This is a genomic window from Halomonas litopenaei, assembly GCF_017303055.1.
GTDB classification, from domain to species: Bacteria; Pseudomonadota; Gammaproteobacteria; order Pseudomonadales; family Halomonadaceae; genus Halomonas; species Halomonas litopenaei_A.
This window is the reverse complement of record NZ_JAEKJT010000003.1, coordinates 417,594-443,656: the sequence shown is the minus strand read 5'-3', so window position 1 is coordinate 443,656 and position 26,063 is coordinate 417,594. Positions and strand designations below refer to the sequence as shown.

At 61.4% G+C, this 26,063-nt stretch carries 20 protein-coding genes and 3 tRNA genes; 18 read left to right on the top strand and 5 right to left on the bottom strand.

From position 1 onward, the window contains the following. The first annotated feature begins 32 nt into the window (after positions 1-32). The 4 genes from JF545_RS05945 to eno all read left to right on the top strand — a co-directional run bounded on the left by JF545_RS05945 (position 33) and on the right by eno (position 5,551). Entirely contained in the window at positions 33-1,451 is a 1,419-nt protein-coding gene (locus JF545_RS05945) for an FAD-dependent oxidoreductase (RefSeq protein ID WP_206940214.1), read from the top strand. 186 nt (positions 1,452-1,637) lie between these two features. After that, complete coding sequence (locus tag JF545_RS05940) at positions 1,638-3,293, top strand: CTP synthase (protein ID WP_206940212.1); 1,656 nt, start codon at positions 1,638-1,640, stop codon at positions 3,291-3,293. A 5-nt stretch (positions 3,294-3,298) separates the two neighbouring features. Beyond that, the gene (gene kdsA / locus JF545_RS05935; protein ID WP_206940210.1) at positions 3,299-4,150 is read left to right on the top strand and encodes a 3-deoxy-8-phosphooctulonate synthase; all 852 of its coding nucleotides are present in this window, start codon (positions 3,299-3,301) and stop codon (positions 4,148-4,150) included. A 105-nt stretch (positions 4,151-4,255) separates the two neighbouring features. Next, positions 4,256-5,551: a phosphopyruvate hydratase gene (eno, locus tag JF545_RS05930; protein ID WP_206940208.1), complete on the top strand. Its 1,296-nt coding sequence runs from the start codon at positions 4,256-4,258 to the stop codon at positions 5,549-5,551. A gap of 834 nt (positions 5,552-6,385) precedes the next feature. Here the strand turns inward: eno and fdxA are convergent. Together fdxA and mutS are read right to left on the bottom strand one after the other, a co-directional pair. Beyond that, positions 6,386-6,709, bottom strand: coding sequence for a ferredoxin FdxA (fdxA, locus tag JF545_RS05925; protein ID WP_206940206.1), 324 nt, complete (start codon positions 6,707-6,709; stop codon positions 6,386-6,388). 250 nt (positions 6,710-6,959) lie between these two features. Next, a complete protein-coding gene (gene mutS, locus JF545_RS05920; protein ID WP_409995506.1) occupies positions 6,960-9,548 on the bottom strand; it encodes a DNA mismatch repair protein MutS in 2,589 nt (862 codons plus the stop codon). A gap of 372 nt (positions 9,549-9,920) precedes the next feature. Between mutS and JF545_RS05915 the strand changes: the two genes are divergently transcribed. The 10 genes from JF545_RS05915 (at position 9,921) to JF545_RS05870 (ending at position 17,825) form a co-directional block, all read left to right on the top strand. Beyond that, on the top strand, positions 9,921-10,079 hold the full coding sequence (locus tag JF545_RS05915) for a YqaE/Pmp3 family membrane protein (RefSeq protein ID WP_206940204.1): 159 nt from the start codon (positions 9,921-9,923) through the stop codon (positions 10,077-10,079). A gap of 194 nt (positions 10,080-10,273) precedes the next feature. Then, the gene (locus JF545_RS05910; protein WP_206940201.1) at positions 10,274-10,765 is read left to right on the top strand and encodes a CinA family protein; all 492 of its coding nucleotides are present in this window, start codon (positions 10,274-10,276) and stop codon (positions 10,763-10,765) included. A gap of 225 nt (positions 10,766-10,990) precedes the next feature. Then, on the top strand, positions 10,991-12,064 hold the full coding sequence (recA, locus tag JF545_RS05905) for a recombinase RecA (RefSeq protein WP_206940191.1): 1,074 nt from the start codon (positions 10,991-10,993) through the stop codon (positions 12,062-12,064). Positions 12,065-12,233: 169 nt separating this feature from the next. Further along, on the top strand, positions 12,234-12,713 hold the full coding sequence (locus JF545_RS05900) for a regulatory protein RecX (protein ID WP_206940189.1): 480 nt from the start codon (positions 12,234-12,236) through the stop codon (positions 12,711-12,713). Between the two features lie 217 nt (positions 12,714-12,930). Next, the gene (alaS, locus tag JF545_RS05895; RefSeq protein WP_206940187.1) at positions 12,931-15,537 is read left to right on the top strand and encodes an alanine--tRNA ligase; all 2,607 of its coding nucleotides are present in this window, start codon (positions 12,931-12,933) and stop codon (positions 15,535-15,537) included. A gap of 129 nt (positions 15,538-15,666) precedes the next feature. After that, positions 15,667-16,917, top strand: coding sequence for an aspartate kinase (locus tag JF545_RS05890; protein WP_206940185.1), 1,251 nt, complete (start codon positions 15,667-15,669; stop codon positions 16,915-16,917). A gap of 192 nt (positions 16,918-17,109) precedes the next feature. Then, the gene (gene csrA, locus JF545_RS05885) at positions 17,110-17,304 is read left to right on the top strand and encodes a carbon storage regulator CsrA (RefSeq protein WP_206940183.1); all 195 of its coding nucleotides are present in this window, start codon (positions 17,110-17,112) and stop codon (positions 17,302-17,304) included. Positions 17,305-17,389: 85 nt separating this feature from the next. Beyond that, positions 17,390-17,482, top strand: a tRNA-Ser gene (locus tag JF545_RS05880). A gap of 94 nt (positions 17,483-17,576) precedes the next feature. Then, positions 17,577-17,653: transfer RNA gene (locus JF545_RS05875), tRNA-Arg, on the top strand. 95 nt (positions 17,654-17,748) lie between these two features. Further along, a tRNA-Arg gene (locus JF545_RS05870) sits at positions 17,749-17,825 on the top strand. 247 nt (positions 17,826-18,072) lie between these two features. Here the strand turns inward: JF545_RS05870 and JF545_RS05865 are convergent. Then, the gene (locus JF545_RS05865) at positions 18,073-19,071 is read right to left on the bottom strand and encodes a tRNA dihydrouridine synthase (protein ID WP_206940180.1); all 999 of its coding nucleotides are present in this window, start codon (positions 19,069-19,071) and stop codon (positions 18,073-18,075) included. A gap of 187 nt (positions 19,072-19,258) precedes the next feature. Between JF545_RS05865 and JF545_RS05860 the strand changes: the two genes are divergently transcribed. The 4 genes from JF545_RS05860 (at position 19,259) to JF545_RS05845 (ending at position 24,722) form a co-directional block, all read left to right on the top strand. Next, positions 19,259-19,501 (top strand): OadG family transporter subunit, encoded by a 243-nt coding sequence (locus JF545_RS05860; RefSeq protein WP_206940179.1) that lies wholly within the window; start codon positions 19,259-19,261, stop codon positions 19,499-19,501. A gap of 128 nt (positions 19,502-19,629) precedes the next feature. Next, entirely contained in the window at positions 19,630-21,453 is a 1,824-nt protein-coding gene (oadA, locus tag JF545_RS05855; protein WP_206940177.1) for a sodium-extruding oxaloacetate decarboxylase subunit alpha, read from the top strand. A 9-nt stretch (positions 21,454-21,462) separates the two neighbouring features. Beyond that, complete coding sequence (locus JF545_RS05850; RefSeq protein ID WP_206940175.1) at positions 21,463-22,785, top strand: sodium ion-translocating decarboxylase subunit beta; 1,323 nt, start codon at positions 21,463-21,465, stop codon at positions 22,783-22,785. A 203-nt stretch (positions 22,786-22,988) separates the two neighbouring features. Next, positions 22,989-24,722: a lysophospholipid acyltransferase family protein gene (locus tag JF545_RS05845; protein ID WP_206940173.1), complete on the top strand. Its 1,734-nt coding sequence runs from the start codon at positions 22,989-22,991 to the stop codon at positions 24,720-24,722. A 132-nt stretch (positions 24,723-24,854) separates the two neighbouring features. On the opposite strand, the gene JF545_RS05840 is transcribed toward JF545_RS05845, so the two are convergent. After that, complete coding sequence (locus tag JF545_RS05840; protein ID WP_206940171.1) at positions 24,855-25,505, bottom strand: IMPACT family protein; 651 nt, start codon at positions 25,503-25,505, stop codon at positions 24,855-24,857. Further along, positions 25,505-25,978 (bottom strand): transcriptional repressor LexA, encoded by a 474-nt coding sequence (gene lexA / locus JF545_RS05835; protein WP_206940169.1) that lies wholly within the window; start codon positions 25,976-25,978, stop codon positions 25,505-25,507. Before lexA ends, JF545_RS05840 begins: the two co-directional genes overlap by 1 nt. Between the last annotated feature and the right edge of the window lie 85 nt (positions 25,979-26,063).

The window sequence follows — 26,063 nt, the reverse complement described above, 5'->3', positions numbered from 1 at the left end:
CGACGGCGTCCCGAACAAGGCAGGAGAACATCATGGCAAACCGTTTGAGCAACGACTTCCAGTTCATCGACGTCGGTCGTCAGGATCCGCAGAAGAAAGCGGCGCGCACCCGCGCCCGTGAGTTCGCTGAAATCTACGAACCGTTCAAGCCCATGGATGCGGCGAGTCAGGCCCATCGCTGCTTGCACTGCGGCAATCCCTACTGTGAATGGAAGTGCCCTGTTCACAACTATATTCCCAACTGGCTGCAACTGGTCAGCGAGGGCAACATTCTCGAGGCGGCAGAGCTGTCTCATCGCACCAATTCGCTGCCCGAGGTATGCGGCAGGGTGTGCCCCCAGGATCGCCTGTGCGAGGGTGACTGCACCCTCAATGATGGCTTTGGCGCCGTGACCATCGGCTCCGTGGAGAAATACATCACGGACACGGCCTTTGCCATGGGCTGGCGCCCGGACATGAGTCAGGTGACCTGGACCGACAAGAAGGTCGCCATCATCGGTGCCGGACCCGCCGGGCTCGGTTGCGCGGACATTCTGGTGCGCAATGGGGTCAAGCCGGTGGTGTATGACAAGTACGCCGAGATCGGTGGTCTGCTGACCTTCGGCATTCCGGAATTCAAGCTTGAAAAGACCGTCATGGAGCGTCGTCGCGCCGTATTCGAGGAGATGGGCGTGGAGTTCCGCCTGGGCGTTGAAGTCGGCAAGGACATTGCCTTCGACGAGCTGCTCGAGAAGTACGACGCGGTGTTCCTCGGCATGGGTACCTACACCTACATGGAAGGTGGCTTCCCGGGCGAGGATCTGCCCGGCGTGCACAAGGCGCTCGACTACCTGATCGCCAACGTCAATCATCGTCTGGGCTTCGAAAAGAACCCCGAGGACTTCGTGTCTCTGGAAGGTCAGCGGGTGGTGGTGCTGGGTGGCGGCGACACGGCCATGGACTGCAACCGTACCGCCATCCGGCAGGGTGCCAGGGAAGTCACCTGCGCCTATCGTCGTGATGAAGAGAACATGCCGGGTTCCCGTCGCGAGGTAGCCAATGCCCGGGAGGAAGGTGTCGACTTCCTGTTCAATCGGCAGCCGGTGGCGGTCGTCGGTGAGGAGCGAGTCGAAGGCGTCAAGGTGGTGCGCACGCGGCTGGGCGAGGCCGACGAGAACGGACGTCGTCGTCCTGAAGTGGTGCCAGGATCCGAGGAAATCATTGCGGCGGATGCCGTGGTCATTGCCTTCGGTTTTCAGCCTAGTCCGGCCCCCTGGTTCGAGACCTTTGGTATCGAGGTTGACGAGCGTGGCCGGGTGAAAGCGCCGGAGCACGGCAGCTTTGCTTTCCAGACCACCAATGAAAAGATCTTCGCCGGTGGTGACATGGTACGCGGCTCCGATCTCGTGGTGACCGCCGTGTATGAAGGCCGCCAGGCGGGCGAGGGCATCCTCGACTACCTCGATATCTAGAAACCGAGAGTGATGCTGGCGCCCGTTCGATCAGTTGGGCGGGCGCCAAAGCGCTGGCGAGTTGGGCAGAGAGAAGAAGCTTCCCTGTTGTGCAAATTGAGCCGTTGATCGAATTCTGCTAGTCTGTCGTCCCATCCTGGCGCGGCTTCCTGCCGGGCCTACCGATCACGTTTCGACAGGTTCTCCATGACACGATATATCTTCGTGACCGGCGGCGTTGTGTCCTCTCTTGGCAAGGGCATTGCGTCGGCCTCGCTGGCGGCGATTCTCGAGGCTCGCGGCCTCAAGGTCACCATGCTCAAGCTCGACCCGTACATCAACGTGGATCCGGGCACGATGAGCCCTTTCCAGCACGGCGAGGTGTTCGTCACCGAGGATGGCGCAGAGACGGACCTGGATCTGGGTCACTACGAGCGCTTCATCCGGACCAAGATGACCCAGGCCAACAACTTCACCACCGGCCGAGTGTACGAGCACGTGCTGCGCAAGGAGCGCCGTGGTGACTACCTCGGTGGTACGGTGCAGGTGATTCCGCACATCACCGACGAAATCAAGCGTCGCGTGTACGAGGGTGGTGAAGGGTTCGACGTAGCGCTGGTCGAGATCGGCGGTACCGTTGGCGACATCGAGTCACTGCCGTTCCTTGAGTCCATCCGTCAGATCCGCAGCGAGAAGGGCGCCAGTAACGCCATCTTCATGCACCTGACCCTGGTGCCGTACATCCAGACGGCAGGTGAGACCAAGACCAAGCCGACCCAGCACTCCGTCAAGGAACTGCGCTCTATCGGTATCCAGCCGGACATCCTGATCTGCCGCAGCGAGGTCGAGCTGGAAGAGACCGAGCGTCGCAAGATTGCGCTGTTCACCAACGTCGAAGAGCGTGCGGTGGTGCCGCTTCAGGATGCCGACACCATCTATCGCATTCCGCTGATGCTGCACGAGCACGGCCTTGATGACATCGTCTGCGACAAGCTGCGTCTGGAAGCCCGCGAGGCCGATCTGAGCGAGTGGGTCAAGGTGCTCGATGCCAAGCTCAATCCGCTGAAGTCGGTCAACATCGCCATGGTCGGCAAGTACATGGAGCTGCTGGACGCCTACAAGTCGCTCAACGAGGCCTTGATCCACGCGGGTATCCAGACCCGTGTGAAGGTCAACGTCGACTACATCGACTCTGAGGATATCGAGCGTCACGGCACCGAGCGGCTGGCAGGCAAGGACGCGATTCTTGTGCCAGGTGGTTTTGGTGAGCGCGGGGTCGAAGGCAAGATTGCCACCGCGCGCTTCGCCCGTGAAAACGACATTCCTTACCTGGGCATCTGCCTGGGGATGCAGGTAGCGGTGATCGAGTACGCTCGGCATGTGGCAGGTTGGGACGATGCCAACTCCACCGAGTTCACCCACGATACCCAGCATCCGGTGGTGGGCCTGATCACCGAGTGGCTCAATCCGGAGGGCAAGATCGAAATCCGGGATGAGGCCTCTGATCTCGGCGGCACCATGCGCCTGGGCGGCCAGGAGTGCCGGCTGGCCAAGGGGTCCAAGGCGCGTGACGCCTACGGCGACGAGGTCATCGTCGAGCGTCATCGCCATCGTTTCGAGGTCAATAACCAGTTTATTGAAGAGCTCGAGAAGACAGGACTGGTCATCTCCGGTCGCAGCGTCGACAACTCCCTGGTGGAAATGGTCGAGCTGCCGGATCACCCTTGGTACGTGGCGTGTCAGTTCCATCCGGAATTCACCTCGACGCCGCGTGACGGGCATCCGCTGTTTACCGGTTTCGTCAATGCGGCACTCGGGCACAAGGCCAAGCGCACCCGCGCCCAGTCCACCCATCAGGAGTGATACTGATGTCTGACGCCCAGCGTATTATCGAGTTTGCCGGCCTGAGGGCCGGCAATTCGTTGCCCCTGGTGCTGTTTGCCGGGATGAATGTGCTTGAATCCCGCGAGCTGGCGCTCGAGGTGGCCGAGGCCTACGTCGAGGTGACCGGCAAGCTCGATATCCCTTATGTGTTCAAGGCGAGCTTCGACAAGGCCAATCGCAGCTCGGTGCATTCCTTCCGTGGGCCTGGGCTGGACAAGGGGCTTGCGATCCTCGACGAGGTGAAGTCGCGCTTCAATGTGCCGGTGATTACTGACGTTCATGAGCCCTACCAGGCGGCGCCCGCCGCTGAGGTGGCTGACGTTATCCAGCTGCCGGCGTTTCTGGCGCGCCAGACGGATCTGGTGGTGGCGATGGCCGAGACCGGGGCGGTGGTCAACATCAAGAAGCCCCAGTTTCTTGCCCCCCACGAGATGCGCCATATCATCACCAAGTTCCGTGAGGCCGGCAACGAACGGCTGCTGCTGTGCGAGCGCGGTTCCAGCTTTGGCTACAACAACCTGGTCGTCGATATGCTCGGTTTCGGCGAGATGAAAGACACCGGCTTCCCGCTGTTGTTTGACGTCACCCACTCACTGCAGCGTCCGGGCGGACGCGCCGACAGTGCGGACGGACGCCGTGCGCAGGTGCTGGACCTGGCCCGTGCCGGGGTTGCCGTCGGTATCGCCGGGCTCTTCCTGGAAGCGCACCCGGATCCCGACTCGGCAAAATGTGACGGCCCATGTGCCTTGCCGCTTGATAGACTCGAGCCCTTCCTGGCACAGATCAAGACGTTGGACGACGTCGTGAAACAGCTTCCGTCCATCGAGATACGCTAGCGCTACCTCTGATAGCCTGACGGGCCTGACCCAAGGGCCTATGGCACGTCCAGAGTAGATCGACAACGCTGACACGAGCTTTATCACCCACAAGGACCCATCGAGATGACCAAGATCGTCGATATTCGCGCCCTAGAGGTGCTGGATTCACGCGGTAACCCCACCGTCCAGGCAGAAGTGCGCCTGGAAAGCGGCGCCGTGGGCGTCGCCTGCGCGCCGAGCGGCGCCTCCACCGGCTCCCGCGAGGCGCTGGAGCTGCGTGACGGCGACAAGGGTCGTTACCTGGGCAAGGGTGTGCTCAAGGCCGTCGACGCGGTCAATGGCAAGATTCGTGACGCTCTGGTGGGCATGGATGCGCGTGATCAGCGTGGCCTGGACGACGCCATGCTCGAGCTCGATGGTACCGACAACAAAGAAAACCTGGGCGCCAACGCTATCCTGGCGGTGTCACTGGCCGCCGCCAAGGCAGCGGCCAACGCCAAGGGCGTACCGCTGTACGCCCACATCGCTGAGCTGTACGGCCAGCCGGGGCAGTACCTGATGCCGGTGCCGATGATGAACATCCTCAACGGTGGTGAGCATGCCGACAACAACGTCGACATTCAGGAGTTCATGGTGCAGCCGGTGGGTGCCGCCAGCTTCCGCGAAGGCCTGCGCGCCGGTGCCGAGATCTTCCATGCCTTGAAGAAGGTGCTGTCGTCGCGGGGTCTTGCCACCGCCGTAGGTGATGAAGGTGGCTTTGCCCCTAACCTGTCTTCCAATGCCGAGGCGCTGGCGGTCATCAAGCAGGCCGTTGAGAACGCCGGCTACGAGCTCGGCAAGGACATCACTCTCGCGCTGGACTGTGCCGCCAGTGAGTTCTACAAGGACAGCCAGTACGTGCTGGCAGGCGAGGACAAGCGCTTCGACGCCGAAGGCTTCGGTGATTACCTGGTGGGTCTGGCCAACGAGTATCCGATCGTGTCCATCGAGGACGGCCTGGACGAGTCCGACTGGGACGGCTGGAAGTCTCTGACTGCCAAGCTGGGAGACCGTGTCCAGCTGGTCGGTGACGACCTGTTCGTGACCAATACGCGGATTCTGAAGCGTGGTATCGATGAATCCATCGGCAACTCCATCCTGATCAAGTTCAATCAGATTGGTTCACTGTCCGAAACGCTGGATGCCATCCGCATGGCACAGGACGCGGGGTTCACGGCGGTCATCTCCCACCGTAGCGGTGAAACCGAAGACACGACCATCGCCGACCTGGCGGTAGGCACTTGCGCGGGCCAGATCAAGACGGGTTCGTTGTGCCGTAGTGATCGTGTCGCCAAGTACAACCGCCTTCTGGTCATCGAGCAGGAGCTGGGAGAGCGCGCTACTTACCCAGGTCGCGCGGCGATCAAGGGACAGGCGTAGGGTTTGATAAACCCTTTGGGGTGGTTGTGTCCTCACATTTTGTAAGACATTGACTACATTTTATGTAGGACATTAACCCCATATGACCCGAAGAGGCCCGCGATGTTATCGCGGGCCTTTTTTATGTTGTTAATTTCTATATATTTTTTGGGGCGTCGCAAAGAAGCGTGTCACGTAGGACATGTCGCAGTGCAAAATAAGGCGACTTGAGATGATGCCCAAAGCTGACAGAATGCACTCATGAATCGAGAGGTCAGGCTTCGCGGCATCAGGCTGCTTGCCAGGACTGCGAGACGCCTAGTGTGGTCGGATTCGTCTGCATGGAGGTAGACAGGTTCGGCAACAACAGGCAGGCATGGAACGCCGATCGCAGGACCATCACGGCATGTGGCTCGACGTTCGATTCAGTTGGGTGTTTTCGGGATGCGTTCTAGAGTCAAGAGTGCGCCTGGTGCGACAGGATGTCGCTTCTGGGCACGGAGGGCACTCAGGGAGTCGGGCGGAGGGAGCCGCCCAAGGAAATGCTTGGAGCGGGCGGCCTACGGGCCGCCTTTTTTTATGCCAGCAGGTTGGCTGTCGTGACGAGATGCTGGGCCTGGTGGCCGGCGCGGTCGGCTCGAACAGCTGCCCTGAACAGCGGGTCCGGGCAGGTGGTTTGGACAGGTCGTTTGGACAGTGAAAACGGCCAGCCGAGTTCGGAGAGACGCCTGATGGCCGGGCAAGCGAGCGCCATGGAGCTATCGTCTGAAGGATGCTCGCCACACCGCCAGCAACACAATAGCCGCCTCGTTGGGCGGCTATTGTGTTGAGCAGGTAGTGGCTTGTCGTGCCAGATCAGCGTTCGAGCTGCTCCAGCTTGCCTGTCTTGCCGTCCCACTGCTCGGCGTCTTCCGGTGGATCTTTCTTTTCGGTGATGTTGGGCCACACCTCGGAAAGCTCCGCATTGATCTCGATGAACGCCTCCTGGCCCTCGGGTAGCTCATCCTCGGAGTAGATGGCCTCGGCCGGGCACTCGGGCTCACACAGGGCGCAGTCGATACATTCGTCCGGGTGGATCACCAGAAAATTGGGACCCTCGTAGAAGCAGTCCACCGGGCAGACCTCGACGCAATCGGTGTACTTGCACTTGATGCAGTTTTCGGTGACGACGAATGTCATGCCAGTCTCCCTTCCTCGGGCCAGTTCGGTGCTGGCCGCTCAATCATTGGTCACTTGCGCCCGAAAGGTCGCCATGGCGACGCTCCGGATCATGGGTAGCTCACGCCCCGACGCAGAGGAGCTGAGCGTCGTTTCGCCTGTCGCGTGTTAAGCCTTAAAGTTATATGGAAATGGCTTTCTTATAATGCACGGTCCTTGGGTGCCACATTCTAGACCCGCACTTCTGTAGGGGCAAGCGCGGGGTGCACGGTCATACTGACGATTTCCAGCGGTATAGAAGCTCCAGTGCCTGACGCGGTGACAGTTCATCGATGGCCAGTTGCTCGAGCTCTTCGATCAAGGGGTGAGGCGTGCTGGCGAACAGGTCTGCCTGCTGGGGGGCAGGCTCCGCTCGCGACAGGCTGGACGGGCCTTGTCCATGATCCACTTCCTGCTGCTCCAGCGCGGCGAGCTTGATCCTGGCTTCGGCGATGACGGACTGGGGGACGCCGGCCAGTTGCGCGACCTGGAGACCGTAGCTTTGGCTGGCTGGGCCTTCTTCCACCCGGTGCATGAACACGATGCCTTCATTGTGCTCTGCAGCGGTCAAGTGCACGTTGGCCACCGCAGCAGAATCTCCGGCCAGAGCGGTCATTTCGAAATAGTGGGTGGCGAACAGGGTGAAGGCCCGCGTGCGGGTCAGGTGTTCGGCACTGGCCCAGGCCAGCGACAGTCCATCAAAGGTACTGGTGCCGCGGCCAATTTCGTCCATCAAGACCAGGCTATGATCTGTGGCGTTGTGCAGGATGTTGGCAGTCTCGGTCATTTCCACCATGAAGGTGGAGCGGCCACCGGCCAGGTCATCGCTGGACCCTATGCGGGTAAAGATGCGGTCCACCGGGCCGATGGTGGCACTGTCAGCGGGAACGAAGCTGCCACAGTGGGCAAGCAGGGTGATCAACGCGGCCTGACGCATGTAGGTCGATTTACCGCCCATGTTGGGGCCGGTAATGACCAGCATGCGGCGGTCGTCATCCATCAGCAGGTCGTTGGGCACGAATGGCGTGTCACTGACCTGTTCGACGACCGGGTGGCGTCCACCGCGAATATCGAACCCGGCCACATCAGCGAGCGTGGGGCGTACAAAATCCAGTGCCCGTGCGCGTTCGGCCAGGGCGCATAGCACATCAAGGGAAGACAGTGCTCTGGCGGTGGCCTGCAGGCGAGCGAGCTCCGCGTTGAGGCTGTCGATCAGGCCATCATAAAGCAGCTTTTCCCGGGCCAGTGCGCGGGATTTGGCGGATAGCGCCTTGTCCTCGAACTCCTTGAGCTCCGGGATGATGAAGCGCTCTGCGTTCTTCAGTGTCTGGCGCCGGATATAATCCGCAGGGGCTTCCTTGGCCTGGGCCCGAGGAATCTCGATGAAGTAGCCATGGACGCGGTTGTACCCCACCTTGAGCCCGGCGAGTCCGGTGCGTGCCCGCTCCCGTGCTTCCAGTTGCACGAGGTAGTCACCGGCGTGCTCTGCCAGCCCTCTGTGTTCGTCCAGTTCTCTGTCGAAACCGTCAGCGATCACGCCCCCATCCCGAATGACCACCGGGGGATTGTCGATCAGCGCACGGGTGAGCAAGTCCGCCAGCTCGGGAAACGGCTGGATATGGACGCGCAGTTCGTCAAGCGTGGTGCCTTCAGCGTAGCCAGCCAGCTGATCGCGCAGAGCGGGTAACGCATTGAAGGCGTCTCTCAGTCTCGCCAGGTCCCGCGGGCGAGCGCTGCCCAGCGCCACCCTGGCCAGGATGCGCTCGATGTCGCCAATGGCCTTCAACTCGTCGCGCAGCGGCTCGTAGCCTTCCTGGTCCAGCAGCAAGCTGATCGCGGATTGACGTCCCATGACCTGCTGCCTGTCTCGCAGCGGGCGGTTCAGCCAACGCTTGAGCAGGCGCGAGCCCATTGCCGTGGTGGTGGTGTCCAGGACGCTGGCGAGGGTGTTGTCGCTGGTACCTCCCAGGTTGATGTCAATCTCCAGGTTGCGCCGGCTTGCTGCATCAATGACCACGCTATCGTCACGATTTTCCACACCGATCGCGGTGACATGGGGCAGGGCGCTGCGCTGGGTGTCCCTGGCGTAGTCCATCAGCACACCAGCCGCAATGATGGCGGAGTGCAGGTGTGCGCAACCAAACCCCTTGAGGTCCTGAACCCGGAACTGATCACACAATACCCGGTGCGCACTTTCATGATCGAACAGCCAGTCACTCTGGCGTCGAAGCCCGCGTCGCTCGGACATGGAGGCGGGTAGTTCCAGGCTTTCCGGCACCAGCAGTTCAGCCGGATCCAGGCGCGTCAGCTCGGACAGCATTTCGGTTTCACTGTCGACCTCGAGCACGCTGAAGCGTCCGCTGGAGACCTCCAGCCAGGCCAGGCCAAGGTGGTCGCCATAGGGAGCTACCGCCACCAGCAGGTTGTCGCGGCGTGCATCCAGCAGTGCCTCATCATGCAGGGTGCCTGGGGTGACGATCCGCACCACTTGACGCTCTACCGGGCCCTTGGACGTCGCCGGGTCACCGATCTGCTCGCAGATGGCCACCGATTCGCCCGCACTGACCAGGCGAGCCAGATACCCCTCGGCGCTATGGTAGGGAATACCGGCCATGGGAATCGGCTTGCCTGCTGACTGGCCACGCTGTGTCAGCGTGATATCAAGCAGTGCCGCGGCGCGCTTGGCGTCGTCGTAGAACAGTTCGTAGAAGTCCCCCATACGATAGAACAGCAGGACGTCAGGATGCTCGCGCTTGATCCTGAGGTACTGGGTCATCATCGGCGTATGGCTGGGAGCACTGGGCTTGGCCATGTCGTTCATGGAATCTCAATGCGCTGGTGGGCGGATGGATAAAGCGAGGATCGGTCGGAACAAGGCCGACGAAAGCCCATAAGGATAGCATGGCCTACGGGCCGATCTGTAGCGCAGCCAGGACGACGGAGGGGGATGATAGAACCGCCTACATCATGGCAATATGATGCATGCGCGACACGGCATCTGTTTGTCGGAGAGATCTCCGGCTACCCTAGGTGGTATGCCTCAGGGCGCGAGCAAAGGCGGTGACGGAGTCACCGCTGCCCCTGGGAGCATCAGCCAACAGATGTCACTGCAAGGACCACGCTTCCCGATCCCTCTTGGGCGATGATCCAAGTTGGGTGATGATTCAAGGACGTTGAATAAAGGAGCAAGTATATGGACGTTATTCGCATCATTCTGGCCATCCTGCTGCCCCCGCTGGGTGTCTTCCTGCAAGTTGGCTTCGGTCTGCACTTCTGGCTGAACATCCTGCTGACGCTTCTCGGCTATATTCCCGGGATCGTTCACGCGGTGTGGATTATCGCGAGGCGCTAGGTGGCCTCGTCGTCAATCCTGTGATCGGCGGTAGAGCACATTGCGGCGACTGAGGTCGCCGCAATGCGTTGATCCCGAGTTGCGGGCACGATGTTGGCGTCGTATCCCGCGCGCCTGCATGACGTCGCGGCCCTATCGTTTCGGCCCCAGCGTTGCGGCCCGTGCCCCCCACCTTCACTTCAGGAGCTATCTCCATGACGCCTGCACCAGAAGATATCCGAGTGCTGTCGAGTCGCTTGGGTGAACTGTGCCTCAAGCGTCAGGTCCAGGTGACCACCGCCGAGTCCTGCACCGGTGGCGGCGTGGCCACCGCGATCACCGATATCGCAGGCAGCTCGGACTACTTCGAGACGGGCTATGTGACCTATTCCAATGCCGCCAAACAGCGCCTGCTGGGGGTGCCATTGGCCTTGCTGGAGCGCCACGGGGCCGTCAGTGAGTCAGTGGTCGAAGCCATGGTGGCTGGAGCATGTGCCGAAAGTGGCGCATCCCATGGCGTCGCCATCAGTGGTGTTGCGGGGCCTGGCGGGGGCAGCGACCATAAGCCGGTGGGCACGGTCTGGTTTGCCTTTGCCGCAGATGGCGTATGCGTGGCAGAACGTTGCCACTTTGCAGGAAATCGCGATGACGTGCGCCGCCAAGCCATTGCCTACGCGCTGCAGGGGCTGATTGATCGGCTGAGCTAACGCCAAAGCTAGCGTTAGCCCCCAGGGTGATGATGTTGGCGGCCGGCGGCTCGCTGGCATTGGACTCCGATGGCAGCAATAGGCCTGGAGCAGGGGTGGTGGTCAGCGCATTTTTTCGTCATACTACTGTTCAGTCATACAGTAATTGCCAGGGTCCGGCGCAGGGCCCGATGGGGACCAGGACACGCCGTTCGGCCCCGATCCATTGTCTACAGGAGCTCCGAAATGGCGCAGGATCAAAACCGCAGCAAGGCGCTTGACGCCGCTCTTTCTCAGATCGATCGCCAGTTTGGCAAGGGCACGGTCATGCGTCTGGGCGATGCCCCCAGGGTGGTCATGCCGTCGGTGTCCACCGGCTCCTTGGGTCTGGATATCGCCCTGGGCATTGGCGGTCTGCCTTACGGGCGCGTCGTGGAAATCTTTGGCCCGGAATCCTCGGGCAAGACCACGCTGACGCTGTCGGTGATCGCTCAGGCACAAAAGGACGGCAAGACCTGTGCCTTTATCGATGCTGAGCACGCCCTTGACCCGAGCTATGCAGAAAAGCTCGGTGTTAACCTGGATGATCTGCTGGTCTCCCAGCCGGATACCGGCGAGCAAGCCCTGGAAATCTGCGACATGCTGGTCCGTTCCGGCGGTGTGGACGTGATCATCATCGACTCGGTGGCGGCCCTGACTCCCAGGGCGGAAATTGAAGGCGAAATGGGGGATTCCCACGTGGGTCTCCAGGCGCGTCTGATGTCCCAGGCGCTGCGCAAGATTACCGGCCACATCAAGAACGCCAACTGCATGGTGGTGTTCATCAACCAGATCCGTATGAAGATTGGTGTGATGTTCGGCAGCCCGGAAACCACCACTGGTGGTAACGCCCTGAAGTTCTATTCCAGCGTGCGCCTGGATATCCGCCGCACCGGTTCGGTCAAGCAGGGCGATGAGGTCACCGGTAACGAAACCCGGGTGAAGGTCGTCAAGAACAAGGTGGCTCCGCCGTTTCGCCAGGCCGAGTTCCAGATTCTCTACGGCAAGGGCATCTATCACGCCGGCGAAGTGGTCGATCTGGGCGTCCAGTGCAAGCTGGTGGACAAGGCAGGTGCCTGGTACAGCTACCAGGGCAACAAGATCGGTCAGGGCAAAGCCAATGCCGCCCAGTTCCTGGAAGACAACCCTGCGATCATGGAAGAGATCGAGTCTCAGATTCGTGCTCAGCTGCTGGTCCAGCCAGATCCCAAGAAGGAAGAGCAGGACAAGCAAGCGGAAGCCGCACCAGCGGGTGACGACTTCGGCGATGACCTGCTGTAATTCGCTGCTGCGGTACTGGATGGGGGTAGGCAACGCCGGCCTCCATCGCCATTCGGGCCCCTGCTAGGGGCCCGTTGCGTTTTGACGTTCACCAGGTGGGTGGGGCGCGCGCCGTACCACGCCGAGCATGAATGCTGGTGGTCATGCAGTGCACAGACGGGAGGCTTGCATGCGCAAGGCGAGAACGGAGATGTCGCCACGGGAGCAGGCGGTCGAACTGCTCGCCCGGCGTGAATATGGTCGTCAAGAGCTGACGACACGGTTGCTGAGCCGAGGGCACGAGCATGATGAGGTCGAAGCGCTGCTGGACGAACTGGCCGAGCAGGGCCTGCAGAGTGATCGTCGCTTCGCCGAGAGCTTTCTGCGTGGACGAGTGCTGCGCGGGCAGGGGCCGGTCAAGATGCTGGCGGAGTTGGGGCAGCGTGGGGTCGACCGGGAGTTGGCCAGAGACGCCCTGAGAGAGATAGAGCAGGAGGAGTCGGTGGACTGGTATCAACTGGCGACCGAGGCCCTCCAGCGTCGATTCGGCAGAGGGCCTGCAGGCGACCCGAAAGAGCGGGCAAGGCGAGAGCGCTTCCTGGCCGGGCGAGGGTTTGATTTTGATCACGTCCGCGAGGCACTGCGCGCCATGTCTGAGGCAGATACCTAGTATCGTTGAAGGCTCATATAAAGCGGTGTGGTTGTCCGCCCATCCCAGGGCTCGTGTGCAGGTGTTTTACGTGACCCACTTTAGTCGCTTGACAACTACGCTATAATGTCCTCTTTTGCGACGGCTCCGGGGTGTGGTGTCATGCCCGGTAGCTGCCGGCGTGCCACGCCAGCTGGCCGGCTCGACGCGCTCTATCGCTCATCGTCACGGGTATTTCATGAAAAGCGCAGATATCAGACAGGCCTTCCTGAGGTTCTTCGAGGAGCACGGTCACACTCGCGTGCCGTCCAGCTCCCTGGTGCCGGGCAACGACCCGACCCTGCTGTTCACCAATGCCGGCATGGTGCCGTTCAAGGATGTGTTCCTGGGGCGTGATCCCCGCGACTATGTCAGGGCCACATCCTCCCAGCGCTGTGTGCGTGCTGGAGGCAAGCACAATGACCTGGACAATGTCGGCTACACCGCTCGCCATCACACCTTTTTCGAGATGCTGGGCAACTTCAGTTTTGGCGATTACTTCAAGCGTGACGCCATCGGCTTTGCCTGGACCTTTCTGACCGACGTGCTGGGGCTGCCGAAGGAAAAGCTGTGGGTCACGGTGCACATCAGTGATGATGAGGCCGAGCGCATCTGGAAGGACGAGATCGGGATTGATCCCGAGCGCTTCTCCAAGCTGGATGAAGACAACTTCTGGCAGATGGGCGACACCGGTCCCTGCGGGCCCAGCTCTGAGATTTTCTACGACCATGGCCCTGAGGTGTGGGGTGGTCCTCCCGGCAGTCCGGAAGAGGATGGCGACCGTTACATCGAGATCTGGAACCTGGTGTTCATGCAGTTCGATCGTGACGCCAGCGGTGAAATGACCCCGCTGCCCAAGCCGTCCATCGACACCGGCATGGGCCTCGAGCGGATCGCCGCGGTCATGCAGGGCGTGCACTCCAACTACGAGATCGACCTGTTCCAGAATCTGCTCAAGGCCGCTGCAGAGGCTACCGGTACCGACGATCTGGCGTCCCCGTCGCTGCGGGTGATCGCCGATCACATCCGCTCCTGCGCATTCCTGATCACTGATGGCGTGCTGCCTTCCAACGAGGGGCGCGGCTACGTCCTGCGCCGGATCATTCGTCGTGCCATCCGCCACGGGCACAAGCTCGGCGCTCAGGATGCATTCTTCCACCAGCTGGTGGCGGCCCTCGACAGCGAGATGGGCGAGGCCTATCCCGAGCTGCGCAAGGCCCGCGATCAGATCGAGCGCGTGCTGCTCAAGGAAGAAGAGCAGTTTGCGCGCACCCTGGACCACGGGATGGGGCTGCTCGAGCAGGCACTGTCGCAACTGGATGGGGATACCCTGGCCGGTGAGACCGTGTTCAAGCTTTACGATACCTACGGTTTCCCCTACGACCTGACGGCAGACGTGTGTCGCGAGCGTGGCGTGACGCTCGATGAAGAGGGCTTCAACCGTGAGCTGGAGGCCCAGCGCGAGCGTGCCCGTGCCGCCAGCCAGTTTGGAGCCGACTACAGCGCCACTATCGAGCTGGATGGCGAGACCGAATTCACCGGTTATGACCGCCTCGACGACCAGGCGCGCGTGGTCGGGCTTTATGACAGCGAAGGCAATGCTCTGGAGCGGCTGACCCAGGAGCAGTCCGGCGTGGTGGTGCTGGATCGTACCCCGTTCTACGGAGAATCCGGCGGGCAGGTAGGGGATACCGGCTATCTGTCCTTTGGTTCGGGACGTTTCCTGGTCAAGGATACCCAGAAGCAGTCCGGCCACCACTTGCATCAGGGGATGCTGCTGGAGGGTGAGCTGGTCGTGGGCGCAGACGTCACGCCGCAGGTGGATTCCAGCCTGCGTGCCGCTACCGTGCGTAACCACTCGGCCACACACCTGCTGCACAAGGCGCTGCGCCTGGTGTTGGGCGAGCACGTTCAGCAGAAGGGCTCGCTGGTGACGCCCGAGCGCCTGCGCTTCGACTTCAGCCACTTTGAAGCGATGACCGCCGAGCAGCTCAAGGAAGTGGAGCGCCTGGTCAACGAGCAGGTGCTGGCCAATGCTCCGACCCGCGTCGAGACCATGACCCTCGATGAGGCGAAGGAGAAGGGGGCCGCGGCGCTGTTCGAAGCCAAGTACGCCGACAGCGTCCGCGTCCTGACCATCGGTGCCGACGATTTCTCGATAGAGCTGTGCGGCGGCACCCACGTGGCACGTAGTGGCGATATCGGCTGCTGCCATATCGTCGCGGAAAGCGGCATTGCCTCTGGCGTGCGTCGTATTGAAGCGATCACGGGAGAGGGGGCGCTGGCCCACTTCGCCGAGCAGGAGGCGCGCCTGTCGCGGGTGGCCGAGCGCCTCAAGGCCAAGCCTGAACAGCTGGAGGAGCGGGTCGAGAGCTTGGTGGAGCGTAATCGCGGCCTCGAGAAGGAGCTGGAGCGGCTCAAGGCCAAGCTGGCCAGCGCGGCAGGCAGCGACATGCTGGCCAAGGTGGTCGAGGTCAAGGGCGTCAAGGTCCTGTCCACCCGCCTGGAGGGCGTGTCAGGCAAGGAACTCCGCGGCATGCTGGATCAGCTCAAGAACAAGCTGTCCTCAGGCATCGTGGTGCTCGGTGTGGCGGATGAGGCCACTGGCAAGGTCAGCTTGATTGCCGGTGTCACCGATGATCTGACCGCCAAGGTCAAGGCTGGCGAGCTCGTCAATCATGTCGCCAGTCAGGTCGGTGGCAAGGGCGGTGGCCGCGCGGATATGGCACAAGCAGGGGGGAGTGACGTTCAGGCGCTTCCTGGCGCACTGGAGAGTGTGCCCGCCTGGCTCGATGCCAGGTTGTAGCCCCTGCGGGGTCGTGGACTCGAGAGAGTCCACGGCCCTTTTTTCTGTCTGACACAGCGCTGTGCAGATACAGCTTCGCAGAGACAACAGTTTCATTCATTGGAATCCAACGAGCGAGGATGACGGCATATGGCACTATACGTACAGAAGTTTGGTGGGACGTCGGTCGGCTCGGTGGAGCGGATCAAGGCGGTCGCCGAGAAGGTCAAGGGCTTTAGAGACCAGGGCCATCAGGTCGTGGTGGTGGTATCTGCCATGAGTGGCGAGACCAATCGCCTGATCGGTCTGGCCAACGAGATCAACGACGAGCCTACCCCCCGCGAGATGGACATGCTGGTGTCCACCGGTGAGCAGGTGACCATTTCCCTGCTGGCCATGGCGCTACACAAGCTGGAAGTGCCCGCGACGTCCTACACCGGCTCGCAGGTTGGCATCATGACCGACAGCGCTCACACCAAGGCGCGTATCCAGCGTATCGAGACAGATGAGATGCGCGAGGATCTGGATGCCGGGCAGGTGGTAGTCGTTGCCGGCTTCCAGGGCGTCGATGCGGAAGGCAATATCACGACCCTCGGTCGTGGTGGTTCAGATACCACCGGTGTGGCGCTGGCGGCCGCGCTCAAGGCTGATGAGTGCCAGATCTATACCGATGTAGACGGTGTCTATACCACCGATCCCCGCGTCTGCAGCAAGGCCCAGCGCCTGGATGAGATCACCGTGGAAGAGATGCTGGAGCTCGCCAGTCTCGGTTCCAAGGTGCTGCAGATTCGCGCTGTCGAATTCGCCGGTAAGTACAATGTCCCGCTGCGTGTGCTGTCTAGCTTTGAAGACGGCCCCGGCACCCTGATCGTTGCAGACTCTGACCAAGACGAGGATTCCATGGAAGAACCGCTGATTTCCGGTATCGCCTTCACCGCCAATGAAGCCAAGCTGACCCTGCTTCACACTCCTGACGTGCCGGGCGTGGCCTCGCGCATCCTGGGTCCGATTGCCGATGCCAACATTGAAATCGACATGATCGTGCAGAACGTTGCGCCGGCGGGTGACTACACTGACTTCACCTTTACGGTCGCCAAGGGTGATTACAAGCAGACCATGCGCATCCTCGAGCAGCAGGTTATCCCTGATCTGGGCGGCGGTGAGTTGCGTGGAGACGATAACATCGCCAAGGTGTCACTGGTGGGTGTCGGTATGCGCTCTCACGCGGGGGTCGCTTCGAAGATGTTCCGCGTGCTGGCCGAGGAAAATATCAACATCCGCATGGTGTCCACCTCGGAAATCAAGATTTCCGTGGTGATTGACGAGAAGCAGATGGAGCTAGCGGTGCGCGCCCTGCACAAGGCTTTTGGTCTCGATAAGGCAGACATCGAGAGCGAATAAATTCCTCGACGCGGCGCACACCATCTACGCTTTAAGGAGTCCCCGGTACCGCTACGGCGGTAGGGGGCTTCCCTTAAACGGCACAATCAGGTGTCATGAGTCGCTAGTGCTCGCCACCAAGAAAGAGGGCACGTCGTTCGGAGACGGGACGGCGTAGCGGCTCACGTAACAAGTCTGAGAAGGAGATCAGTCATGCTTATCCTGACACGCCGCGTCGGCGAAACTCTGATGATCGGTGACGATATCACCGTTACGGTTCTAGGAGTGAAGGGAAACCAGGTGCGTATCGGCGTCAATGCGCCGAAGGACGTTGCTGTACACCGCGAAGAGATCTATCAGCGCATTCAGCGTGAGAAAGCGGATGACGGTAGCGTTGATGACGAGTGACAGCGCAGAGACCTTGCGCAACTTTTTTTGTCACGGGCTGGACAAAGGCCTTAAGTCTCGGTAGGATACGCACCGTGCCGATGAGGGAGAGGTGGCCGAGTGGCTGAAGGCGCTCCCCTGCTAAGGGAGTATGGGGTTTATAGCCTCATCGAGGGTTCGAATCCCTCCCTCTCCGCCATTTGCCTGTCGTGAAGCGAGTAGCGGCAGTCAAAGGTCTTCATGGGTACTGACAAGAAGGCGTATCTGTCGTCTTGTTATCGTAAGTGTGAAACGCGCCCGTAGCTCAGCTGGATAGAGTACCTGACTACGAATCAGGTGGTCGGAGGTTCGAATCCTCCCGGGCGCGCCATACACTTGCACATCGTGGTTTGTGCTGTCCTGATGTCGCCAAGCGCTGCAGGAAAGAATGAGCACATGTCACCTGCAATACGATGTATTGCTCACGCGCCCGTAGCTCAGCTGGATAGAGTACCTGACTACGAATCAGGTGGTCGGAGGTTCGAATCCTCCCGGGCGCGCCAGAATTTCACCCGCTCTCTCCGGAGGGCGGGTTTTCTGTTTGTTACCGTGCTGCGACGGTTCTGCTTGAGTGTCCTGTTGAGCGCTTGTCGGTCGACGGTGACGTGCACTCGCCTCAGGAGCTAGTGGCAGCGGTCTACTCTCGCGTTTTTTCATGCTGACCGGCTTGCGGGCTCGCCGCCCGGTCGCGATCGTTTGGGCGTCCATCTCTCGATGGACGCCTTTTTTTATGCTCGGCACAAACGGGTGTCAGTCTGCGGCTATCGCCTGGGGTCTGGCGTTTAGTGCCCTGTGGCGGGCAGGTGAGCCGGATTCGGGGGTGTCAGCGGAGAGTCCGGCGATAAAGTCATCGAGATCGGTGATGCGTCTCAAGGCCTTGAAGCGGGCTGCGGACTCCTCGTCACGTGCTCTCATGTGGTTCATCCACTGCTTTAGTAGTGATACCACCACTTTCGCCGGGAGTATGCTACGCTGCATTGCAGCATATTCCATGAGCACTTGTGCGCGCTGTGCCCAGGTCGTGGCTGGAAGGCGTTCGCCGGTGAGCTGCCAATGTTTCAGGCGCGGGGCGAGGAGGGGGTCTGCGAGGGCGCCGCGGCCCAGCATGACGTCGGTGCAGTCCGACAGGGTGCGTGCCTTCCAGTAGTCTTCGAGGGTGAAGATGTCGCCGTTGGCCACGACCGGGATGCGCAGGCGTTGGCGGATCTTGCCGATCCACTCCCAGTGGGCCGGGGGGCGATAGCCTTCGTCGCGGGTTCTCGCATGGACGACCAGCTGTCTGGCGCCGGCGGCTTCCGCTGCCAGGGCGCAGTCCAGGGCCAGGCGGCGGTGGGAGAATCCGAGCCGGATCTTGGCGGTCACCGGGATGTCCTCGCCGACGGCCTGATGCACTGCGGCGACAGCAGCGGCCAGTCGGTGAGGGTCGCGCATCAGCGACGCGCCGCCGTCGTGACGGTTGACCAGCTTGGCCGGGCAGCCAAAGTTGAGGTCCAGGCTGATGGCGCCCAGGCGCAGCGCTTGTCGCGCGTTGGCTGCCAGGGCGTCCGGGTCTGAGCCGAGCAATTGCAGGTGTACCGGGATGCGTGACGGCGTCGTGACGCCTTGCGTCGCCAGTTCAGGGCAGTGCTTGTAGAACACTCGGGGCGGCAGGCGTGCGTCAACGACGCGGACAAACTCGGTGACCGTCCAGTCGAAGCCCTGCTGTCGGGTCAGCAGGTCGCGGGTGTTGGCATCAATGACGCCCTCCATGGGCGCCAGCCCTATGCGACCTTCGTCCAACCTATGTCTATGTAGTAAATTAACAACCAAAACTGCTACCTTTAGACCATGGCTATACGCCGGGGGTGTGGCAGGGTATAGCAACAAAAAATATGCGCAAGCCGAATGATCTAGAAAGATCAAGGCAACTTAGTCGTCGTAAAGCGGAGGATCCCGCATGAACGAATCACAGCTTGTTAGCGAGGGTTTGTCCCTCATGGCCCTTGGGATGGGCTTCGTTTTTGTTTTTCTTACGGTTCTGGTGGTCACGACGACACTGATGTCGCGTGTCATCGGGCGCTTCTTCCCGGAGCCGGTAGCCGAGGCTTCCGCTCCCCGCTCAAGAGCGGCGCCGACGCAGGACGACACCCTGATGGCGGTAATCGCTGCTGCTGTTCACCGTCACCGCCAAAAGCGATGAGTCTGCCAGGCGCTGTCAGTGGGCTCGTCAAACCACGTTGTTGATGAGCTCCCTCGCACAGTGCCGGCGGCCGTGATTTTCGACGAAAGCGCTTGGTATCGACAAGCCATAATGATAAGGACTCGACCATGAGCGACACTGCACGCCCACTTGGCATCACCGATGTCGTGTTGAGAGACGCACACCAGTCTCTGTTTGCGACCCGTATGCGCATCGATGACATGCTGCCCATCGCCGAGAAGCTCGACAACATCGGCTTCTGGTCACTGGAATCGTGGGGTGGGGCCACCTTTGACGCTTGTATCCGCTATCTCGGTGAGGATCCGTGGGAGCGGATACGGGCGTTGAAGGAGGCCATGCCACGTACTCCACAGCAGATGTTGCTGCGCGGGCAGAATCTGCTCGGCTATCGTCATTACGCCGACGATGTGGTGGATCGCTTTGTCGAGCGCGCCAAGACCAATGGAGTGGACATTTTCCGTGTCTTCGACGCCATGAATGATCCGCGCAACCTCGAGCGTGCGATCAAGGCGGTGAAGGCCAACGACGGCCATGCCCAGGGCACGATCTCCTATACCAAGAGTCCGGTGCACACCCTGGACAGCTGGGTAGAGCTGGCGCAGTCGATCGCTGACATGGGGGCCGACTCCCTGGCGATCAAGGACATGGCGGGCTTGCTGACGCCTTACGATGCCTATGAGCTGGTCACCAAGCTCAAGTCGGCGCTGGATATTCGCATTCACCTGCACTGTCACGCCACGACCGGTCTATCGTCGGCGACGGCCCTGAAGGCGGCTGAGGCGGGTGTCGATAACGTCGATACGGCCATTTCTTCCATGTCCATGACCTACGGTCACAGCCCCACTGAATCCTTGGTGGCCATGCTCAAGGGAACCGACCGCGATACCGGCCTTGATCTTGAAGCGCTCGAGGACATTGCGGCCTACTTCCGCGAAGTGCGCAAGAAGTACGCCGCATTTGAAGGTTCTCTCAAGGGCATTGACTCACGCATTCTGGTGGCTCAGGTGCCTGGTGGCATGCTGACCAACATGGAGAGCCAGCTGAAAGAGCAGGGTGCGGGTGACCGGCTCGACGATGTACTGAACGAGATTCCGCGGGTGCGCGAAGACCTGGGCTTCATTCCTCTGGTGACGCCTACCTCACAGATTGTGGGCACCCAGGCGGTCATGAACGTAATGATGGGGGAGCGGTACGCCTCTATCTCCAAGGAGGTGCAGGCACTGCTGAAAGGGGAGTACGGTGCCGCGCCTGCGCCCTTCGAGCGAGACCTGCAGCAGCGTGTGCTGGAGGGTGCCTCGCCGATGACCGAGCGTCCGGCGGATCGCCTTGAGGCGGAGATGCCGCGCCTGACCGAGGAGCTGCTTGCCAAGGCCAAGCAGGATGGCATTCGCCTGGCCGACGGGGAGCAGCAGGTCGATGATGTGCTGACCTATGCACTGTTCCCGCAGATCGGTCTCAAGTTCTTGAAAAACCGGGACAACCCAGACGCCTTTGAGCCTGCTCCCGAAGCCGAGACGGCGCCGGCCGCAACAGCGCCCGCGGCCAGTGCTCCGGCCAAGTCGGCGGCTCAGTCCGGTGGTTCAGACACCTACACCGTCACCGTCAATGGCACCGCCTATGTGGTCGAGGTTGCCGAAGGGGGAGATATTTCCCAGGTTCAGCCTGCAGCAGCGTCCGCTACGCCAGCTCCGGCGCCCGCCGCTGGCGGCGAGGCCTCATCCGGAGCCACGGTGCAGGCGCCGCTGGCGGGCAACATCTTCAAGGTCAACGTCAAACCCGGTGATAGCGTGGCGGAGGGCGACGTGGTGATCATCCTTGAAGCGATGAAGATGGAAACAGAGGTACGCGCTGCGTCGTCGGGAACCGTGTCCGATGTGAAGGTGGCTGAGGGTGACAGCGTCGCTGTCGGTGATGTACTGGTAGTGCTCTAAGGACGGGTCATGGAGAAGATACTGACGCTCTGGTACGGCTCCGGCCTGTATAACCTGACGCTCGGCCAGGCGGTGATGCTGGTGGTGGGTCTACTGCTGCTGTGGTTGGCCGTCGCCAAGAAGTTTGAGCCGCTGCTGCTGGTCCCGATTGGTTTTGGTGGAATTCTCGCCAATATTCCCGAGGCGGGTCTGGCGCTGTCCGCGGCAGAGCAGGCCGCTCATCTGGGTCGCCCTGAACTGCTGGCGCAGATGGCTCAAGCCTTGGGGATCAGCTTGCCCACCGGTGCTGAGCTGGATATCTGGCGCCACACCCTGTCTGACGCGCTGCACGGGGACATGTCCCCGGCGCTGATTCGCGCGGCCAACGATGTGGCCATGGACGGTGGCTATGCCCACGGCATGTTGTTCCAGTTCTACAACGTGGCGATTGCCTCAGGTATTGCGCCTCTGGTGATCTTCATGGGGGTGGGGGCGATGACCGATTTCGGCCCGCTCCTGGCCAACCCTCGCACCCTGTTTCTCGGTGCTGCGGCCCAGTTCGGAATCTTTGCCACCCTGTTGGGGGCGGTAGCGATGACGGCGATGGGGTGGATGGATTTCAGCCTCAATCAGGCCGCTGCGATCGGCATCATCGGCGGCGCCGATGGGCCGACGTCGATCTACGTGTCGAGCATTCTGGCGCCGGAACTGCTGGGTGCCATCGCCGTGGCGTCCTATTCCTACATGGCGCTGGTGCCGTTGATTCAGCCTCCGATCATGAAGGCGTTGACGACGCAAAAGGAGCGTAGCATCGCCATGACCCAGCTGCGCCCGGTGTCGAAGCTCGAGAAGATCGTGTTTCCTCTGGCGCTGTTGATTCTGGTGGTGCTGTTCTTGCCCGACGCTGCACCCCTGTTGGGCATGTTCTGCTTCGGCAACCTGATGCGCGAATGTGGCGTCGTCGAGCGTCTGTCGGATACCGCACAGAATGCGCTGATCAACACGGTGACCATCTTTCTGGGGCTGTCGGTGGGCTCCAAGCTGATGGCCGACCGTTTCCTGGCGGTAGAAACCTTGGGCATCCTCGGTCTTGGTATGGTGGCCTTTGCCATTGGCACGGCGTGCGGGGTGCTGATGGCGAAGTTCATGAACCTGGTGAGCAAGCACCCGATCAATCCGTTGATCGGCTCTGCCGGCGTGTCGGCGGTACCCATGGCGGCGCGAGTGTCCAACAAGGTCGGGCTCGAGTCCAATCCTCACAACTTCCTGCTGATGCATGCCATGGGACCAAACGTGGCGGGTGTCATTGGTTCCGCGGTGGCGGCTGGGGTGATGATCAAGTACCTCGGATAGGTTCCAGCACTACGCCATATGCCCAGGGTCGGCGTGACGTCTGATCCTGGCAGCCACATGCGGCGCCCCTGCTGAAAGGTGGGGGCGCCGCATGCTTTTGCCGTTCAGCTGCGTCGGGCACGTCATCCGCTCAACATCGAATCGCCACGCTTCTGTCATGCTCGCTTCCTAGTCTGACGTTCGACACGTCAGGGGGAATGCGCATGATCGATGTAGAGAAGGCTCTGCTGGCCAAGGCGCCGAAGGTCGGGGGCTGGCCTCGTTGGGGACGACAGCTGTTGATGTCCGGCCTCAAGCGTCTGGTACACGAGCGTGAGATCAATGCCTTCCTCAAGCAGCATCGGCGTGCCGGTGGGCTCGAGTTTATCGATGCGGTGCTTGATCACCTGAATTTCGGCTATTCGCTGTCGTCGCGAGATCGAGACAACATTCCGGTGGCCGGTCGGGTCGTCATCGTGGCCAATCATCCACTGGGCGCCCTTGATGGCCTTGCCCTGGTGCGCATGGTGGCGGACGTGAGGCCGGATGTAAAAATCATCGCCAACGACCTGCTGATGCAGCTGTCTCCCCTGGCGCCGCTGCTGTTGCCGGTGGACAACCTGTCTCGCCGCGGTTTCCGCAAGAGCCTGCAGGGTATCGTCGACGCCCTGGACGATGAGCAGGCAGTGATCGTGTTTCCCGCGGGGGAGGTCTCTCGGGCAGGTCCTGGAGGCATCCGGGATGGCAACTGGCTGTCTGGTTTCCTGCATGCGGCGCGGCGCACCAACGCGCCCATCCTGCCGGTGCATGTGGGCGGCAGAAACTCTCCGCTGTTCTACTCCCTGACGTCGCTGTACTCCCCGCTGGGGACCTTGCTGCTACCCAACGAGATGTTTCGCCAGCAGGGGCGCCATATCACGATCAAGATCGGCGGCGAAATTCCGCTGGCTCGGTTTGATCGAGACGACCTGGCGACTCAGGCGAAGCTGAAGCTGCTGCGCAAGCATATCTATCGGTTGGGGCGCGGCAAGAAGGGGGTGTTTGTCAGCGAGGCGGGGATCGCGCATCCCGAGAACCGCCAGCACCTGCGCGAAGAGCTGGCGCAGGCCGAGGTGCTGGGTAAGACCCCGGATGGCAAGCAGATTCTGTTGTTTGAGCACCAGCCAGATTCCGCCGTCATGCGGGAAATCGGACGGCTGCGGGAGATTGCCTTTCGCCGTGTCGGTGAAGGGACGGGCAAGAAGCGCGACCTGGACGAATACGACGAGCACTATCGTCATCTGGTGCTGTGGGATGACCGCGATCTGGAAATCGCCGGGGCCTACCGCTTGGGGGATGTGGGCCACATCCTCGACAGCATCGGCATCGAGGGGCTTTACAGTGCGACCATCTTTCATCTCGACCAGGCGCCCTGGGAGCAGTGGCGCCATGGGCTGGAACTGGGCCGCAGTTTCGTCCAGCCACGCTACTGGGGACGGCGCAGTCTGGATTACCTGTGGCACGGATTAGGCGCCTATCTTCGCCACCATCCAGAGGTGCGCTGGATGTTTGGCCCCGTCACCATACCCAACCATTTGCCACCGCTGGCCAAGGACCTGCTGGTCAGCTACTACCGGCACTACCATGCCGATGGCGACAGCCTGATTCGGGCCAAGGCGGTCTGCCCACTGTCCCGCGCCGGGCGCGAAGAGGCGGATCGCCTGTTTGATGGCAATGATGTGGCAGAGGATTTCTTGCGCCTCAAGGCCGCGCTTCAGACCATGGGGGCGGGTGTGCCCGCACTCTACAAGCAGTATGTCGATGTCGCTGAGCCTGGCGGGGTGTCGTTCAAGGCCTTTGGCGTCGACACGGCGTTTGGCTACTGCATCGACGGCCTGGTGGTGGTGGATGTGGCGCGGCTCAAGGCGGACAAGCGCAAGCGCTACATCGGGGCTGCATCAGCCCCTGCCCATGCATAGGCGTGTCACCACCTTGGTGTGCCAACACGAGGTGTGCATAGGTTGGGTGTGCACGTATGAGGGGCGCATGCGTGGGCAAATGGATAGGGCGCGTTGACAGGGCATGAGCCAAACCGTCGGACGGCGAGGGGCCTAGGCCGTGTCGTTTTGCTCGTTGTTCAGGTCGTCGTCCCGGGCAATGGCGATGCGTCCCTTGAGGCGGGTGCTCAACTCACTCAGGTCCACGGGCGCTTCAGTGGGCCAGCCCAGGGTCAGACTGACGCCTTCGGCCGCGTAGTCGACCGCGTCGACAGGAATGTGCCGGGACTCACACCACTGGCGCGCGTCGGCTTCGCCCGCAAAGTCGACCTGGATACGCACCTGGCGGCGCTCAACGCATTCGCGCCTGGGCAGTGTCTCCAGGGCCTTGACCAGGGCCTGGGTGTACGCCCGCGCCAGTCCGCCAGTGCCCAACTTGGTGCCGCCAAAGTAGCGAATCACCACCGCCGCGGTCTGGCCGATTCCGTCACCCTCCAGCGCCTGGAACATGGGACGTCCCGCGGTGCCGCCTGGCTCGCCGTCGTCGGAAAAGCCGATGTGGACCTGCTCGCCGGGAGGGCCAGCCAGATAGGCGCTGCAGTGGTGGCTGGCATTGGGGTGCTGTCGCCGGGCCCCGGCCAGCAGCACATTGAAAGCGTCCACATCAGGGGCGTGAGCCACCCAGGTGATGAAGCGGCTTTTTTCCACCTCAATTTCCGCCACGTGCCATTCGCCTGCCGCGAGATCCGGTATCGGGTAGCGCATCAGGCAACCAGTTCTGCCTGGCGAGCCACGCCCATCACCAGTCCAAGCACCCGAATGTCACTGTTTTTCAGGTAGATGGGCGGCATAGTCTCGTTGGCGGGCTGAAGCCGCACGCCATTCTTCTCGATGTACAGCTTTTTCAGGGTGACCTCCTGGTCATTGATCATCACCACCGCGGTTTCGCCGTTCTCGGCGCTTTCCTGGCGTTCGATAATGATCACATCGCCGTCGAAGATATTGCAATCGATCATCGAGTTGCCGCACACCTTCAGCGCGTAGGTGTTGCGACGCACCATGCGCGAAGGCACCTGCAGAGTCGCGTTGTCGAGGCAGGCTTCGATGGGCATCCCGGCGGAGACATGTCCCAGCAGGGGGATGTCCACCAGCGCATCGGGGGTGTCAATGGGCTCCCAGCTGTCGGCGATGGGCAGGTTGGGCAGGCGTTGAAGGAACTGGCAGGTCGCGATATCCATGGCACGGTGTCTCCCTGGTGGTAAGGGTCGGGCTGTCACGGGTACGGAAGTGCGGCGCGGGCTGGGCTCCGGCGGCGGGTCATAC